Below are 15,167 nucleotides of genomic sequence, written 5' to 3' on the forward strand. Positions count from 1 at the left end.
GAGTCACGAGCCAGGATAGGCTCTAACTATCGACTAACTCCTACTAAATATGCAATCTTGTTTGGTGAAACGCTTAATTTAATTTAAACTATCAGTCTTTGGTTTATTTACGATTTGCCATTTTCAGTGGAATTATTAGTGTTTCTTGCTCATTGAAAGTCTGACCGAAATTGGAACTTTGCCCTGTAGATGATAGATTTTTATACAGGAGCTTCAATGTTCGAGCAATAGTTTTCATAATTTTCATTTTGCTGGCGGTTGGCTTTTGGTCATATCTCAAAACCATTGGAATTTCTGCGATTTTTGGTCTGAGTACTTTGGCTTTTAACAGCAAATCTATCATGCAAGCAAATCCACTTTCAGTAAATAGATTGTCGCCATAATGCATATTCAGTTTATTAAGAAAAGTACGGTTATATAGTCGATAACCACAAGTATAGTCTCTTACACCTGGTACACGGGCGGCAATTCTAAACAGCCAGCTAGCTCCGTAACTCATTACTTCTCTAAATTTTGATAAACCTATGACTTTAGAGCCTTTGCGGTATCTAGATGCGATCGCAATATCATAGCTACCAGCTATCATAGTGTCATACATCTTGATTAACAGTTCTGGTGGTTGAGTGTTGTCGCAATCCATTGCGGCTAAAAAATCACCTTCTTTAGAAATTTCTAAGAAAGTTGTAAAACCTGTTTTAATTGCTTCACCTAAACCAGCATTCTTGGGATGTTGGACTAATTTAAGTAATATTCCTCGGAATTGAGCTTCTTCTAAAGCAGTCTGAGCAGTTGCATCACTACTACCATCATCAACAAGAATTAGTTTTATCTCCATATTAGAGATTTGCTGCAATGTCTGAAATTTTTTGAACAAGGGGCGAATTGATTCTTGCTCGTTGTATGCAGGTAAAAGAACAAAAAGACTCATAAAGACCTCGTGTGATTTTTAAAATAAAATTACTCAAATTTCAAGAATTCAATAATGTTGATTTCTTGAGAAATTCATCGACCTGCCGCACAACTGCGTTGTTGTTGACGCTATCATTGACCAACTGCGAGGTATTTACGACGAAAAAATCTTCATTTTCGGTACTCACTTTTGGAACAAGGCTGGAATAATTTAAAACTTGTAGCGGCTGTACTTTAATAGCTCGATTTATATGTGCTGCTACAATGTCATCTGATTTAAGTTCCGGGAACATTAAACGTATACCCTGGAAAAACATTTGGCGCAATTCCTCATCTGGCTGTTTTAACAAGGGGTCAGTGGAAAGGATATATTTTGGTAGAAATGTAATATGATATCCTGCTGTCTCTTGCAAAGAAACTAGGTTGCTCATACCAATAACGCCAGTAAAAGGGATATTTCTATCGGCGATATTTACTACGTAATAAGGAATTAAAGCCTTACGAGTAATCAGTACCATGCAAATTACACCCAGGTATTCTACTGTTTCATGGGTATCTGAAACTTTCACTAGTTCCTTAGCAGCAACTTGTTGCAAAATATTAACTGGGCCAGTAAAAATAACTTTATCAAAATGTTCCTTTTTACTGTGAGATTCGACCCACATTCCACCCTCTGGATGAGGTGCTATATATTCTACTGTCACCCCTGTGCGAATATTACCTCCAGCCGCGTAAATTAATTTTTCTATATGGTCAAAAACAGTTTTGTAACCGCCTGCAACATAACCAAGTTGTTCTTTATTTAATGAAGAATCACGTGCTGAAAATAGTCGTTTAATATAAGCCCAAATAAAAACTGCTGATATTCGCTTATAGTTATCTCCTAATTTTGATAGAAGCAAGGGTTTCCAAAGCTTTTCGTATGTATTTTTTCCACCGAGTTTTAATAGCCAATCTTCAACCAAAATTTTTTCTAAGCGCCGCCAGTTATTAAGGCGTGACCCATATAGTAGAGTAAAAGCTAATCTGATTTTGCCTATAAGTCCAAATAGAGGAAAGCGCAAAAACTCTATAGTGTTACTAATAGAATAAAATTTTTGATTGTCATAAAACCCTGTTAAACTTCGATGCCAACGCAGTTTTTCTCCAAGACCAATATCTCTAAGAAAATTGATTAAATGAGTATCAGAAGGCAGGATAACGTGATAAAAGCGATCCCAAGTAAATAACCCATAATCATGATAGGTGGTAAGTCCACCAAGCTGTTTACTACTATCGAATACAGTTACGGTATGTCCTTGATTTGCAAGACGTTGGGCTAATACTAGCCCCGTTATACCTCCGCCAATGATACCTATATTCATAAATTTAATTGATATTTTTATAGGGATAGTTTTGAAATTTATATTCAGAGTCTTCTAATATTAATAACATCGATAATTGCTGATTTAGCTATTAGTTTACCACCAGAATTACACCCGTTATGATAATGGAAATTCCTAACCACTGGCTAAACATAACCTGCTCTTTTAAAAGATAGTGCGAAGCAATAGGTATTAATGCATACATTAATCCTAGAACTGGAAATGCTTGACTCAGAGGAATTGTCCGCAATACATAAAGCCACAATATGGTCATCAATGCATAGCAGATAAACCAAATCGTAAAATAACGAGATAATAATAGACTCAGAATAGATGCGCTTGCTCCCTTTGTAGGACTAGAAATGTGAAGTCCATATTTTAGTGATACGTTAGCTGTTGTTCCGAATAAAACTACAATCATTAAAAGTAGCCAGGTAATAATATTCATTTCTCAAGATATTTAGTAAATTTCCTATAAATAAATTTATATAGGCTTTTTCTGTGGAATAACCACTAAAAGAATCCCCATAAAGATAGTGAGAACTCCTGCAATTCGAGTTGGTGTAATCAACTCATGAAAAAAGTAGGATGAGCCGAAAAATATGCCGACATAATTTAAACTAGTCAAGGGATAAGCAATACTCAATTTTACTGTTCGTAGAGCCAGTATCCAATTTACTATTCCCAAACAATAAACACTAACAGCTAATGCTAACTTTTGTATAAATTCCCAAGTAAACACTCCCTCATCTGTATGACTCATAGTATATTTCATCAGCAATTGCCCAGAAATACTCAATAAGATACTGACAAACAAGATAATGTAGGGGATTATTTTAAAGTTTGAAATTTGCCCTATATATTTCATATTGCATTTGCCTTAATCGAGATAGTAGCTATGAACATGACAGCAAACATAGGTTTATAATTTTTCGGATATCTTACCCACTTCTGTGCAATCCGACTTCCACATCATTAAATAAAAATAGGAAAGCTATGTTGATGTGACTGATATCAAAATGACTATCGAAGTTAATATCTGAAAGTTTATAAGTCAATACTATGCAGCTTGTGTGAGGGTTGCTGTATTCTATCTACTGACGATAGATATTATCGGAGTAGATTAAGCTATATTAATTTACTGGATTATACTTTTCTAAATCATAGTGGATGCATATCTAGGGAAGTTCAAGGATTCGATTGAATACACTACTCAACTTTCTCAAGCAATTAAATTAACTAGATTGATAAATGTTCTTCATTATTCTCCAAAAAAAGGTGATTAATTTTATGAGATACCATAGAATTTCTCTAGGGTCACATACCTATTTTTAACTTCAGTTGAGAACTAAGCCAATTAATAAAAATTTGTATTCCAAAAAAGTATGCATACATACTCTTTTTAGACATGGGAACACAATGAATAACAGAAGTTGGATTGGCTGTGGAGATCGCAGACAGATAAATTCAATCTACAGTACTGAGCCTTATAAGTTTCTAGTTTTACTCAATGTCCAAATGGAGTATTTGAGGAGACTAATAGCTAATGTAAACTAACGTTTGGTAAACAACTTGCATGTTACGTTGATTTAAGCAGATTTTAAATGTCTTTTCATTATTGTAATATTACGCTTGCTTATGTTTTTCTTGACTACATGTAATTTTAACTAGAGTTTTACCTCAGAATTTATCACTACATATAATTACTTACTAGAATACCACGAGAAAAGTATGTTGCATATTTATCGCTACACTTCATCAAAAATTCATTTACTGAAAATCTACTTAAACAAGAACTTTACAAAGTCGCAAATTTTCTATACTGACTATTATAAGTTTTAATTCTTAAGAATTATAAATTTTGATTCTTAAGAATTATAAATTATCTGTAGATTTATGAATAATTTCTAGTTAGGAAACTCCAGTTTATGGACTAGACTTGAAATCAAGCTTATCTTCTTAGTAAATAAGCATTTAAAAAATGAGTCTAAAGTGCCCAAACCCTTACTCACAGGGAATAATTTACCATAGATAAAATACCAATCTCCGTCTTTAAATACATTATCGGGCTAGCTGTCTGATAATTTCTAGCAGTTTAATGTTGAGAAGAAATTAATTAGTGGTGATTGGCATTATTTAATTTATCTAGGTTGTTGTCCTGTAGTTTCAGTTTATTTGGGTTCATTCTCCCGCAAAAGCCTATTGGTCATCATTAAGACAATGATCAACAATCCAAACTGAATTTGCCAGGGTGCTAATAACAGGCTTAATATCAAGCTAATAGCTGCAAATACACCTGCAAGATATGCAATTTCATCGGTACTCTTTTTAAATAGGTAGCCAGTGGCTAAAGCAGTACACAGTGGTATCAAGAAAAACAAAGGCATATTTCTAACCTCTGAGTTAAAAGTTGTTTTGTTTATAAAACAAATCAAAATTGATTGTTTCTTGTTTTTGGAAGTGTAGTTGATTTTATATCCAATAATATTTTAGGCACAACAGTCGCTCGAAATAAATATTATAGAAAATCAAATCTAAGTAACATTGGAGATTTCACTAATCGGAATAATTCTTGCGATAGATGAAGCACCAAAAGCTTGCTGAATAACTCTTTCTTAATGGCGGTACGTCTAGCAATGTTTTGAGCAAGTATGTCAAGTATAAAATCAGACTCTTAATTCTAGGTTGGTTGTTTTCTCGCTTTTTCACCTGAGCATTGATGCGTAGTATCTTATACAAATTTACTTTACATATCTGGATTGATAGGGGTTTAAAACTTGGGTATGTGAATTTTGTCTATGTCGCTAATTGCACTTTTGCGATCGCTCATCTGGTAAATTAGCTGCAAATTTTGGCCTTGCGCCAAGATAAGGGTCTAGCATATTACCTTTAGAAGTAACATTTTCATTTTTTCATTTTAGACACCTAATGCTGAACATTCCTCAACTACTGGCAACTGAAATAAACCTCAAACCCCATCAGGTGCAAAACGCGCTGGAACTTTTGGCGGAGGGTGCAACAATTCCTTTTATTGCACGTTATCGTAAAGAGCGCACCGATGAGATGAATGAAGTGCAACTACGCGAACTGGCCGATCGATATACTTATTTAACAGAACTGGAAGAACGAAAATCTGTAATTTTAAGTGCGATCGCACAGCAAGGTAAACTGACAGATGAACTCAAAGCCAAAATCTCATCCTGCTTACAAAAAACCGAACTTGAGGATTTATATCTACCCTATCGCCCAAAGCGCCGCACCCGCGCTACCATCGCTAGAGAAAAAGGACTCGAACCACTAGCAGAATTCATCAAGTCGCTAAATCTCAAAAATGCTGCAACAGCTTCATTGGAAGAAGAAGCAGCTAAGTATATTTCTGAAACCACCGGAGTCAAAACCGCAGAAGAGGCGTTGAAAGGTGCGGCTGATATTTTAGCGGAAGAAGTGGCTGAAAAAGCTGAATTACGGGCATATATCCGCGATTATCTTTTCCAAGAAGGGGTATTTGTCTCCCGCATCAAAGATGATCATCCGGAAGGGACAACCAAATTTGAGATGTACCGGAACTATCAAATTAGGGTAAAAAATATTGCACCCCATAATATGCTGGCGTTGTGTCGGGGTGAAGCGGAAAAAATCTTAAGCTTTGAAATCGCTTTCGATGAAGATACGGTACTTTACTATCTGGAATCGAAAGAAATTAAAACCAAAGTTCGGACAATTCGGGATTTTTATCAGGCGATGTTGAAGGATGCATTTAACCGTTTAATGAAAATCTCTCTAATGGGAGAGGTGATTTCTGAGAAAAAAATCTACGCAGACATAGAATCAATCAAGACATTTGAAACTAATCTGCGAGAGTTGCTGCTGTCTGCACCGGCTGGAATGAAACCAACCTTGGCGATAGACCCTGGATTTAGAACTGGGTGTAAAGTTGCAGCCCTCGACCAAACAGGAAAATTTTTGGAATACCAAGCGGTTTTCCCTCACCAAGCGGCTGAACAACGCGCGAAAGCTGCACAAACACTCAAAAATCTGATTGAAAAATATAAGATTGAATTAATCGCCATTGGTAACGGTACAGCATCCCGTGAGACAGAGGAGTTTGTGACGCAAGTATTGCAAACAATAGAACGCAAACCAGTGAAGGTGATGGTGAATGAGTCCGGCGCATCTATATATTCTGCAAGTACTGTAGCGCTAGAAGAGTTTCCCGATTTAGATATTACCGTGCGCGGTGCTATTAGCATCGGTCGCCGTTTGCAAGACCCCTTGGCGGAACTGGTGAAAATCGATCCTAAATCTATTGGCGTGGGACAATATCAGCACGATGTCGATCAAAAGTTGTTGAAAAAGAAATTGGATGACACTGTAGAAAGCTGCGTGAACTATGTCGGCGTGGATTTAAACACCGCCTCCAAAGAACTTCTCACTTCCGTCTCTGGGATTACGGCAACAGTTGCCAATAACATTGTCGCCTATCGTAACCAGAATGGAGCCTTTAAAAATCGCCGCCAACTTTTGAAAGTTCCGAAGTTGGGGCCAAAAGCTTTTGAACAAGCGGCGGGTTTTCTGCGGATTCGCGGCGGTGATAATCCATTAGATAATACAGCAGTGCATCCAGAGAGTTATTCTGTAGTAGAAGCGATCGCATCGGATCTAAATGTGCCATTAAATCAGGTGACAGAAATTGCCGAAAAACTCAAAAAGACCAACCTGAAGAAATACGTTACCGATAGCGTCGGCGAACCTACACTGCGCGACATTCTCAGCGAACTAGAAAAACCTGGTAGAGATCCACGGGCTGAGTTTAAGTATGCCACCTTCAGAGAAGGAATTACAGAAATCAGCGATTTAAAGGTGGGAATGGAACTAGAGGGAATCGTGACAAATGTCGCCAACTTCGGTGCGTTTGTTGATATCGGCGTACATCAAGATGGCTTGGTGCATATATCCCAACTTGCTGATAGATTTGTAGACGATCCCAACAAAGTTGTTAAAGTCGGGCAAGTAGTCAAAGTCCAAGTGTTAGAAATCAACGAGAAACTTAAGCGCATTAGTTTGTCGATGAAAGCAGTTAAACAATAATTAGAAACAGCAGATGGCAGTTTATCAAGTTCGATTCATCAATTCTACACTTAGATTAGATCGCACCATTCCAATACCAGACGATCAATATATTTTGGATATGGCAGAAGAAGCTGGTATCCGCCTACCATTTGGGTGTAAACAAGGCGAATGTTCTGCGTGTATCGCCAAACTTATTAGTGGTGAAGTCGATCAAAATGAGCAAAAATTTCTGCGTCCAAGTGAAATACAGGCTGGTTATGTTGTAACTTGTGTAACTTACCCTTTGTCTAATTGCACTTTAGAAACCCATCAAGAACAAGTCTTGTATAAATCAGCCCTTTACTATCAGCCTGAGTCTGGAAAATCTGAGTTACATTAAATTAATCTTAAGTTTTTAGGGTGCGTTAAACAAACAAATTTAATGCACCCTTAAAAACGTGACATCATAGTAGGGGTGCTGTCATGTATGAATATGATAACTACTATAGTTTTCTCAATAATAGACCTAATGGCAGAAGTAAATTCTATCTTGCAAGAGAGGTGAAAGTCTGGCAGATAGTTAAAGATGAGATAAGAAGTTACAAATAAAAAAGATTAGGTCAAAAAAATGTTAACTCCATTATTAACCGCCCTAGCTACAGCTTTAAGCCTGTTGATTGTCGATTTAGTTGTTCCAGGCGTTAATATTGCTAATTTCCCCGCAGCTATAATCGCCGCTTTAGTAATTGGTCTAATTAACGGTTCAGTTAAACCAGTTTTATCTACTCTCTCTCTACCACTTAACTTTCTATCATTTGGAGCATTTTCGCTCGTCGTCAACGGTTTGTGTTTTTGGTTAGCAGCAGTACTAGTTCCTGGGTTCGGAGTACGCGGAATTATTGGTTTCCTTCTTGGGCCAGTGATTTTAACTTTTGCTAACACTTTCATTAACAACTACTTCGTTGAAAGAAATCTTTTAGCTGGCAGTGGTGATGTCAAGCCCCAAGGTGAATTACCTTCTAGATAAATATAAAAAGGAGTAGAAAGAATATTTACTTTTATCAATTATCTACTCCAAAAAAGATATCCGAAGGTGGATTTCCTAATTAGGCATCTTCAAAAAAATGTGACTAAACAAAATTACAAAGTTGTAAAATCATGAAACTAGTTCGTTTTCTTCTCGGTTTGTTAGTGCCTCCTTTAGGCGTTTTCCTGACAGTTGGCGTAGGCCCAACATTGTTTATTAATATCTTGCTCACGGTTCTAGGTTGGCTACCCGGTAGTATTCATGCAATTTGGGTTATTGCCAAGCATGATGAACAACTGAATCGAGAAGGTGGTATTTACTAATAGGCAAGATTAGTTTCCAGAAACCTTAAAAATGGTGCGTTATGGTTAAAGCTGTAATGCACCATTTTAGTTCCTACTAAAACTAACTTATACCATTTCCATAAGATGTCATTGCTAATGTTCGCGGTAGTATCATTGTAAGTGAAGCGAAGCAATCGCAAAGTGTCTGGGATTAATTCGTTTTACTCGCAATAACGGAATATATTATTAGATGTCTCTCAGGGTTTAGTTGATAGTAAAAGGTGCGTTAGCCTTTGGCATAACGCACACTACGAAAAAATAAATATATATCAGGGGTTTTTTGAAGAAACACTCTGCTCTATTTGTGAATGGTTTCCCGTTCTTTCTTAGCAGGTTCCTTATCTTTGAACAAATCAGCTGCTGTTAAGAGTAATTCTCGCAATGTTTGTTTGATTTGACGCTCTTTTCTTGCTAGAGATGTACCAGCTTCTCCTAGTTTATCTTCTAGCTGCGATCGCTTCTCTTCTACCTGCACAGCCATAGATTCGGCTTGGGGACGGGCTTTATCGTACCAGTGTTTAGCCTCGTCTAGATAATCTTGAACTTCCATATTCCGCCCACCATAGCGTGCAGCCATATTAGCTCGGACAATGGCTAGTTGCGCTTGCAGTTGCGCGTAACGTTTCTTTAACAATCCGACTTCTTCACTATCTTTAATCGCATTGACAGCAGAATCAATCGCAGTTTTGGTACTGGCAGGTTTTTCCTTACCCGTCTCTTCAATTTCTGCCAGAATTATATCAACCTCTTGTTGGAGTTGTTCTTCTTCACCATCCAATTGAGCCTGTAGCCGCTTAATATCTGTTTGAGTTTTAGCAATGTCTTCATGTCTTTTGCTATTAATTCCTTCCAGCGCTCCTTCAATGGAAGCTGTCACTTCATCCTTGAGTTCGCTACCTTTTTCTTGGAAGTTTTCAATTACAGCAGAAACAGCATCTTTCACAATGCTACGAACTTCAGTAGAACCTTGTTTAAACTCAGAAGCTACTTGAGAAACTGCGGATTTTACTATTTCTCGAATCCGCTCAGTTCTTAACTGTCCGGTTTCTTTCGCTTGTTGCAGGTCTGCTTGAATTTGTTGTTTGATATTGTTAGGCATTTTCAACTCTTGAAGTTTAACTAATTGGGATAAAATTTTCTAGAAATGTTCTTAACATATATATTATGACGTAGCAAAATTAGGCTTGGTACTTCCTTTAGATAGAAAATTACAACCCTAAAGAGGTGATATTGATAAGTTGGGTAAAAGCCGAAATCTTCCTAAATTTATTTAGGAAGTTTAAGAATGATGAATTGTTTCTTATATTACCTGAATCGAGAAAACATTTTTATTTTTGTTTATAAATTTGCTCTAAAGCCTAAAGGCAGAGGGAATAATACCTCTCTTTTACCTCAAGTCCCCTACCCTCTGCCTTGCTGGAGGTAAGATGTTACCTATTTATGAGATGATGGATATTTAGTGGTAGTAATTGAGAAAAGAATATGTGGCGAGTAAATATTACTTGTTCGACTGATGCCTGGAAACTTCATGGTACTGATTTTAAAGCGATCGCAGAAAAGTACAAAGGGGAATTGATTAGTTCCAAAAAAATGCCAGACGGTACACGCATCATGTCCTATAAAATTGAAGATGTTAGCGATGCAGAAACTTTTCAAGAAGATTGTACAAAATTCGCCGGATTTATAACTGATTTTGAATCTTTATAGGTTTGTTTGTAACATTTATATCTGTAACCTGTATCTCAAAATAGGGAAAAGTAAATTGAAAAAAATACTCACATTAGTACTAGTAACATTTTTGCTATTAATCAGCACTTTTACTTTACCTGCAAGTGCAGGAGATACAGTGAACGGCGAACAAATATTTAGTGTTCAATGTGCTGGTTGTCATATCAATGGTAGCAACATCATCAGGCGAGGTAAAAATCTCAAAAAGCAAGCTTTGAAAAAGTATGGTATGGATTCTATAGAGGCAGTTACATCTATAGTAACTAATGGTAAAAATAATATGTCAGCTTACAAAGAGCGTCTCACTGAACAGCAAATTCAAGACGTTGCTGCTTACGTTCTCGAACAAGCTGAAAAAGGCTGGCGTTAGAAGAGACGCGATTCATCGTGTCTGTACAAGAATTAGTAGTTATTAACTCTAGCAATGCTAAATCATTCATAATAAAGTAGAAAAGTTAAAAGGCTGTAAAAATCCGCTTGTCAACTTACTAATTATTAACTCTTCTCACTCCTAAACTTGAAAATGAACTTACCCACAGCTAGCCGTCTCCAATTTACTCCTGATTTAAATATCTGCCGCATCTTAAATGGTATGTGGCAAGTCTCCGGCGCACACGGACGGATAAATCCCCCAGCCGCTATTGAGACTATGTTCAAATATTTAGATGCAGGCTTTACTACTTGGGATTTAGCAGACCATTATGGGCCCGCAGAAGACTTTATTGGTGAGTTTCGTTGTCAATTAATTGATACTCGTGGAAAAGATGCTTTATCTCAGGTGCAAGCTTTTACAAAATGGGTTCCTCGTCCAGGCAAAATGACCAAAAAGCTGGTTGAGGAAAATATTGATATTTCCCTGAGAAGGATGAATGTCGAATCGTTAGATTTAATGCAATTCCATTGGTGGGAATATCAGGATAAAAATTACCTGGATGCCCTCAAATATATGGCAGAACTTCAGACTGAAGGGAAAATAAAGCATCTAGGTTTAACTAATTTTGACACAGAAAATCTGAAGATTATTACTGAAGCAGGCATCAAAATTGTTTCTAACCAAGTGCAATTTTCTCTGGTTGACCGCCGTCCCGAAGTTAATATGGTACAGTTTTGTCAAGAGCATGACATCAAACTTTTTACTTACGGTACACTGTGCGGTGGTTTGTTATCAGAAAACTATTTGGGTAAACCAGAACCGCGAGGATTTGATCTCTCCACGGCTAGTTTGAAAAAATATAAAAATATGATCGATGCTTGGGGTGGTTGGCGATTATTTCAAGAGTTGCTAGCTATCTTGAAGGAAATTGCTAATAAGCATAAAGTGAGTATCGCCAACGTAGCAGTTCGTTACATTTTAGATCAGCCAACAGTCGGCGGTGTGATAGTTGGAGCCAGACTTGGTGTATCTGAACATATAGAAGATAACGCCAAAGTATTTAGTTTTAGTTTAGATGATGACGATCGCGATCGCATTATTGCCGTATCTCGCCAATCACGAGATTTGTATCAGCTAATCGGCGATTGTGGCGACGAATATCGGCGATAATTATCAGCGAAAAATTAATGTCCACTCGTGCTTAAAACCAGGGATAAAGCCTAACGGCCCCGATTAAAATTACAGACCCTACAACTGATAGCGAGTCATCAAGCGTCTTGAAGTCATTGATTCAGACACTCACGACTCGCTATTTTTGCGCTATCCGCCAGTGGTACATAATTTTGACTTTTAGCTCCTAAATATGTTTGATGAATTTTTAAATATGAGGTTGACTACAAAATGCAATCATATTGTATTATATGACTATAAAAATTGATTGAGACTTATTCTCAAAGCAATTTATATAAATTCATAAACTGTAAACAATTCTTTAAACTGACATGAATCCTAACATCCAAGCAAGTACTGCACAGAAGGCTTCAATAGTTTACGGAGTAAGCTTTGCAACTAGCAACAACTTAAATCTAGTTGGCGGCAATGAAACGGCAAAAAATATTTGTAATCCATTAGGAAGATTATTACATACTTCCGAAATGGAAAATATAGCCCATACGACCCCTGAAATATCTCTAATATCTTTAAATATAGATACTGGTGAAAACTTATCTCACTCGACAATCTCGACTAACATTGTTGAGAACCAACAGGCACTTACTAAAGTTATACCTAAAGCCTTCTATCAGGAGCCTTACGAGCGGCTCACAAGTCTGAATACTCTGTCTAATGGAACATTCATTATTAGCTCTGTAGCACACACACAGGAAGGCAATTTTAATCGCCTCTTATTTGTTAATAGTTATGAGTCTGGTCAAATTCAGAAATCTCTAAAAGTGTGGGGATTTAAACACGAAGATAGTACTTTAGAAAATCTGCTAGAAACTGAAGATGGCAAGCTTGTGGGCATCATTAGTATTAGAGGAGGTATTCCACCCTTTGAGTTAGTAACTATTGACTCTGAAACAGGAAAAGTAAATTATGATGAACTAGTTTTACCAGACCTACTACCAGACCGACGCTATAGTAATCTCACTCAATCTCCAGTTGATAGAAAAATTTATGCTATAAGCATGGATCACATGCATCCTGCCCATTTGGTGCAGTTAGATATGGAAAATTATTCAGGAATTACTGGGAAACCACTAATTATCAAATTGTCAGAATTGCACTTGAATAATAAAGTTTTAGAAAATGACTTGCTCGGTTTAGCTTTTTCTCCACTAGGAAAATTATATGCAATTGCTAATATCAATCGTGAGCCAATAAATTCTTTATTTACTGTGGATATCGACACCGGAGAGATGGTATTCGTGAGAAAATTAGCAGTTCTGAAAATTGCCTTTGCTTAATGAGTGTTGAGTAAGCAAATAAATACATAGTATTTAGTACTTACTCAGCGCTGAGTCTACAGTGTATACACAAGTCTGAAGCAGTTTACTCACCTGGTTTTTGCGTCAGTTTTACCCCACCCTAACCTTATAAAGGGCAGGGAACTAGATTCTTTTTTTCCCGAATCACAAATGACAAATGACAAATGACTAATGACTTCGTTAAAAATGCTAGAATCGCCTCAGCACAAATGCTTTCAGGCATCTTTGATGACTTCCGACCTTTCCGACTCACTCATTCTCAATACTGCACTTTCAGTATCTGGATTAACTGACTATATCCGCTTGTTGTTAGAGCAAGATGAACAACTACGGCAAGTTTGGGTAACTGGCGAAGTTTCTAGCGCTAACCATCATCGCAGTGGTTTATTTTTTACGCTGCAAGATACCGATCGCACCGCCGGAATTAAATGTGTGGTATGGAATAGTCAATTGCCAAAACTCGCCCAAATGCCAGTTGCTGGCGAACAAATAATTATTTTGGGTAGTATTCGCCTGTATCCGCAACGGGGAGAATATCAGTTATCAGTTTGGCAAACTCTACCTGCTGGTATAGGTTTACAGGCGCTACGCTATCAACAACTAAAAAATCGCTTGCTGGCTGAGGGGTTGTTCGACGCGCAAAGAAAGCGATCGCTCCCCATCCACCCGCAAACGATCGCTGTTGTCACTTCCCCAACGGCTGCTGCTTGGGGGGATATTCAAAAAACCCTGAAGCAAAGGTATCCAGGTTTACACGTTTTATTTTCTCCGGCGACAGTCCAAGGTGAGCAAGCGCCGGAATCTATCGTCAAAGCAATTGAACGGGTGGAAAAAGATGGACGCGCCGAAGTGCTAATTTTATCGCGGGGTGGTGGCGCGGTGGAAGAGTTGGCCTGTTTTAATGATGAACGTGTGGTGCGATCGCTTGCTAGTTGTTCGATTCCGGTAATTACTGGTATCGGCCATCAACGAGATGAATCTTTAGCGGATTTAGTTGCAGATGTCTGTGTGCATACACCTACTGCGGCGGCAGAAATGGTTGTACCAGCACTTTCCGAGTTGTACACTGAGCATCGGGGGCGAGTTGTCGGTTTACATGAGGCGGTGCATGATTATAGAGAAAATGCTGAGAATAAACTGCAAGGTTTGCGGAATCGTTTGCGGCGTTTGCGGTTAGATCGGCAAGTGCAACAGGAGGTAGCAAAGTTAGCTTGGAAGCGTCAGCATTTGGTACAAATTACCACGGGGCGATCGCAGCAAGCAACGCAGCATTTAGAATTATTACGGCAAAAGTTGGCAACTCTTGACCCGAAAGCGGTGTTACAACGTGGTTATGCGGTGGTGAGAAGGGAAGATGGGGCGATCGCTCGTTCGGCGGCAAAGTTGGCTGTGGGGGAAGATTTAGTGATTCAGTTGGGGCTGGGTGGGGTTAAAGTAAAGGTTATGGAAGTAAACGTAGACCCATAGCGGTGAAGCAGCACGATCCTGGGGGTTTCCCCCATAAGCGACTGCTGTTAGCGTTCGCGTAGCGTCTCGTAGAGAAGCGTTAGCGACGTAGGAGCGTTAACCGAAGGGCTTGCCGCAGGCTACTACAGAGGCGCAGAGGACACAGAGAGGTTAATGGTTAAACGTAAAAGTTCTTCTAGTTCTGATTCGATGGAAGGTTGGAATTATGAGGCGAAGGTTGCTGAAATAGAGGGGATTATTACTCGCATTGAGGCGGGTGAGTTGGAATTGGAAGCTGTGTTCGATCAATTTGCAAGTGCTGTTGAGTATTTGCGTCAGTGCGAAAGTTTTTTGCAGCAGCGACAGCAGCAGGTAGATTTGTTAATTGAAACTTTGAGTGAAGAGTAAAAGCTAGAGTGTTTAAGGTGAGTTCAATTA

At 38.1% G+C, this 15,167-nt stretch carries 16 protein-coding genes; 10 read left to right on the plus strand and 6 right to left on the minus strand.

Translation table 11 applies throughout. From position 1 onward, the window contains the following. Nucleotides 1-103: 103 nt before the first annotated feature. From RMZ41_RS22215 to RMZ41_RS22235, 5 genes are all read right to left on the minus strand, one after another. Nucleotides 104-928 (minus strand): glycosyltransferase family 2 protein, encoded by an 825-nt coding sequence (locus tag RMZ41_RS22215; protein ID WP_322645179.1) that lies wholly within the window; start codon nucleotides 926-928, stop codon nucleotides 104-106. A 40-nt stretch (nucleotides 929-968) separates the two neighbouring features. Then, nucleotides 969-2,273 carry an NAD(P)/FAD-dependent oxidoreductase gene (locus RMZ41_RS22220; RefSeq protein ID WP_322645178.1) on the minus strand — a complete coding sequence of 435 codons (1,305 nt, stop codon included), beginning with the start codon at nucleotides 2,271-2,273 and terminating at the stop codon, nucleotides 969-971. 91 nt (nucleotides 2,274-2,364) lie between these two features. Continuing rightward, nucleotides 2,365-2,721 carry an EamA family transporter gene (locus RMZ41_RS22225; RefSeq protein ID WP_322734424.1) on the minus strand — a complete coding sequence of 119 codons (357 nt, stop codon included), beginning with the start codon at nucleotides 2,719-2,721 and terminating at the stop codon, nucleotides 2,365-2,367. 36 nt (nucleotides 2,722-2,757) lie between these two features. Beyond that, nucleotides 2,758-3,036 carry an EamA family transporter gene (locus tag RMZ41_RS22230; RefSeq protein WP_322645177.1) on the minus strand — a complete coding sequence of 93 codons (279 nt, stop codon included), beginning with the start codon at nucleotides 3,034-3,036 and terminating at the stop codon, nucleotides 2,758-2,760. A gap of 1,408 nt (nucleotides 3,037-4,444) precedes the next feature. Then, nucleotides 4,445-4,660 (minus strand): hypothetical protein, encoded by a 216-nt coding sequence (locus RMZ41_RS22235; RefSeq protein ID WP_322645176.1) that lies wholly within the window; start codon nucleotides 4,658-4,660, stop codon nucleotides 4,445-4,447. Nucleotides 4,661-5,201: 541 nt separating this feature from the next. Between RMZ41_RS22235 and RMZ41_RS22240 the strand changes: the two genes are divergently transcribed. From RMZ41_RS22240 to RMZ41_RS22255, 4 genes are all read left to right on the plus strand, one after another. Next, entirely contained in the window at nucleotides 5,202-7,361 is a 2,160-nt protein-coding gene (locus tag RMZ41_RS22240; protein WP_322645175.1) for a Tex family protein, read from the plus strand. A 13-nt stretch (nucleotides 7,362-7,374) separates the two neighbouring features. Continuing rightward, entirely contained in the window at nucleotides 7,375-7,722 is a 348-nt protein-coding gene (locus RMZ41_RS22245; protein WP_322645174.1) for a 2Fe-2S iron-sulfur cluster-binding protein, read from the plus strand. Nucleotides 7,723-7,950: 228 nt separating this feature from the next. After that, the gene (locus RMZ41_RS22250; protein ID WP_322645173.1) at nucleotides 7,951-8,349 is read left to right on the plus strand and encodes a phage holin family protein; all 399 of its coding nucleotides are present in this window, start codon (nucleotides 7,951-7,953) and stop codon (nucleotides 8,347-8,349) included. Nucleotides 8,350-8,480: 131 nt separating this feature from the next. After that, nucleotides 8,481-8,672 carry a YqaE/Pmp3 family membrane protein gene (locus RMZ41_RS22255; protein ID WP_229463351.1) on the plus strand — a complete coding sequence of 64 codons (192 nt, stop codon included), beginning with the start codon at nucleotides 8,481-8,483 and terminating at the stop codon, nucleotides 8,670-8,672. Between the two features lie 319 nt (nucleotides 8,673-8,991). On the opposite strand, the gene RMZ41_RS22260 is transcribed toward RMZ41_RS22255, so the two are convergent. Then, the gene (locus RMZ41_RS22260) at nucleotides 8,992-9,792 is read right to left on the minus strand and encodes a histidine kinase (RefSeq protein WP_322645172.1); all 801 of its coding nucleotides are present in this window, start codon (nucleotides 9,790-9,792) and stop codon (nucleotides 8,992-8,994) included. A gap of 383 nt (nucleotides 9,793-10,175) precedes the next feature. Here RMZ41_RS22260 and RMZ41_RS22265 point away from each other — a divergent pair, with 383 nt between their 5' ends. The 6 genes from RMZ41_RS22265 (at nucleotide 10,176) to xseB (ending at nucleotide 15,137) form a co-directional block, all read left to right on the plus strand. After that, complete coding sequence (locus RMZ41_RS22265; protein ID WP_322645171.1) at nucleotides 10,176-10,400, plus strand: hypothetical protein; 225 nt, start codon at nucleotides 10,176-10,178, stop codon at nucleotides 10,398-10,400. A gap of 55 nt (nucleotides 10,401-10,455) precedes the next feature. Next, complete coding sequence (petJ, locus tag RMZ41_RS22270; protein ID WP_322645170.1) at nucleotides 10,456-10,791, plus strand: cytochrome c6 PetJ; 336 nt, start codon at nucleotides 10,456-10,458, stop codon at nucleotides 10,789-10,791. A 153-nt stretch (nucleotides 10,792-10,944) separates the two neighbouring features. Beyond that, the gene (locus RMZ41_RS22275; RefSeq protein WP_322645169.1) at nucleotides 10,945-11,964 is read left to right on the plus strand and encodes an aldo/keto reductase; all 1,020 of its coding nucleotides are present in this window, start codon (nucleotides 10,945-10,947) and stop codon (nucleotides 11,962-11,964) included. 332 nt (nucleotides 11,965-12,296) lie between these two features. Further along, nucleotides 12,297-13,262, plus strand: a complete 966-nt coding sequence (locus RMZ41_RS22280; protein ID WP_322645168.1) for a hypothetical protein — start codon at nucleotides 12,297-12,299, stop codon at nucleotides 13,260-13,262. A gap of 249 nt (nucleotides 13,263-13,511) precedes the next feature. Further along, on the plus strand, nucleotides 13,512-14,750 hold the full coding sequence (xseA, locus tag RMZ41_RS22285) for an exodeoxyribonuclease VII large subunit (protein WP_322645193.1): 1,239 nt from the start codon (nucleotides 13,512-13,514) through the stop codon (nucleotides 14,748-14,750). 153 nt (nucleotides 14,751-14,903) lie between these two features. Then, nucleotides 14,904-15,137, plus strand: coding sequence for an exodeoxyribonuclease VII small subunit (gene xseB / locus RMZ41_RS22290; protein ID WP_322645167.1), 234 nt, complete (start codon nucleotides 14,904-14,906; stop codon nucleotides 15,135-15,137). The last annotated feature ends 30 nt before the right edge of the window (nucleotides 15,138-15,167 follow it).

Origin of the sequence: Nostoc sp. DedVER02, assembly GCF_034530675.2 — a bacterium.
In the GTDB taxonomy this organism is placed as follows: Bacteria; Cyanobacteriota; Cyanobacteriia; order Cyanobacteriales; family Nostocaceae; genus Nostoc.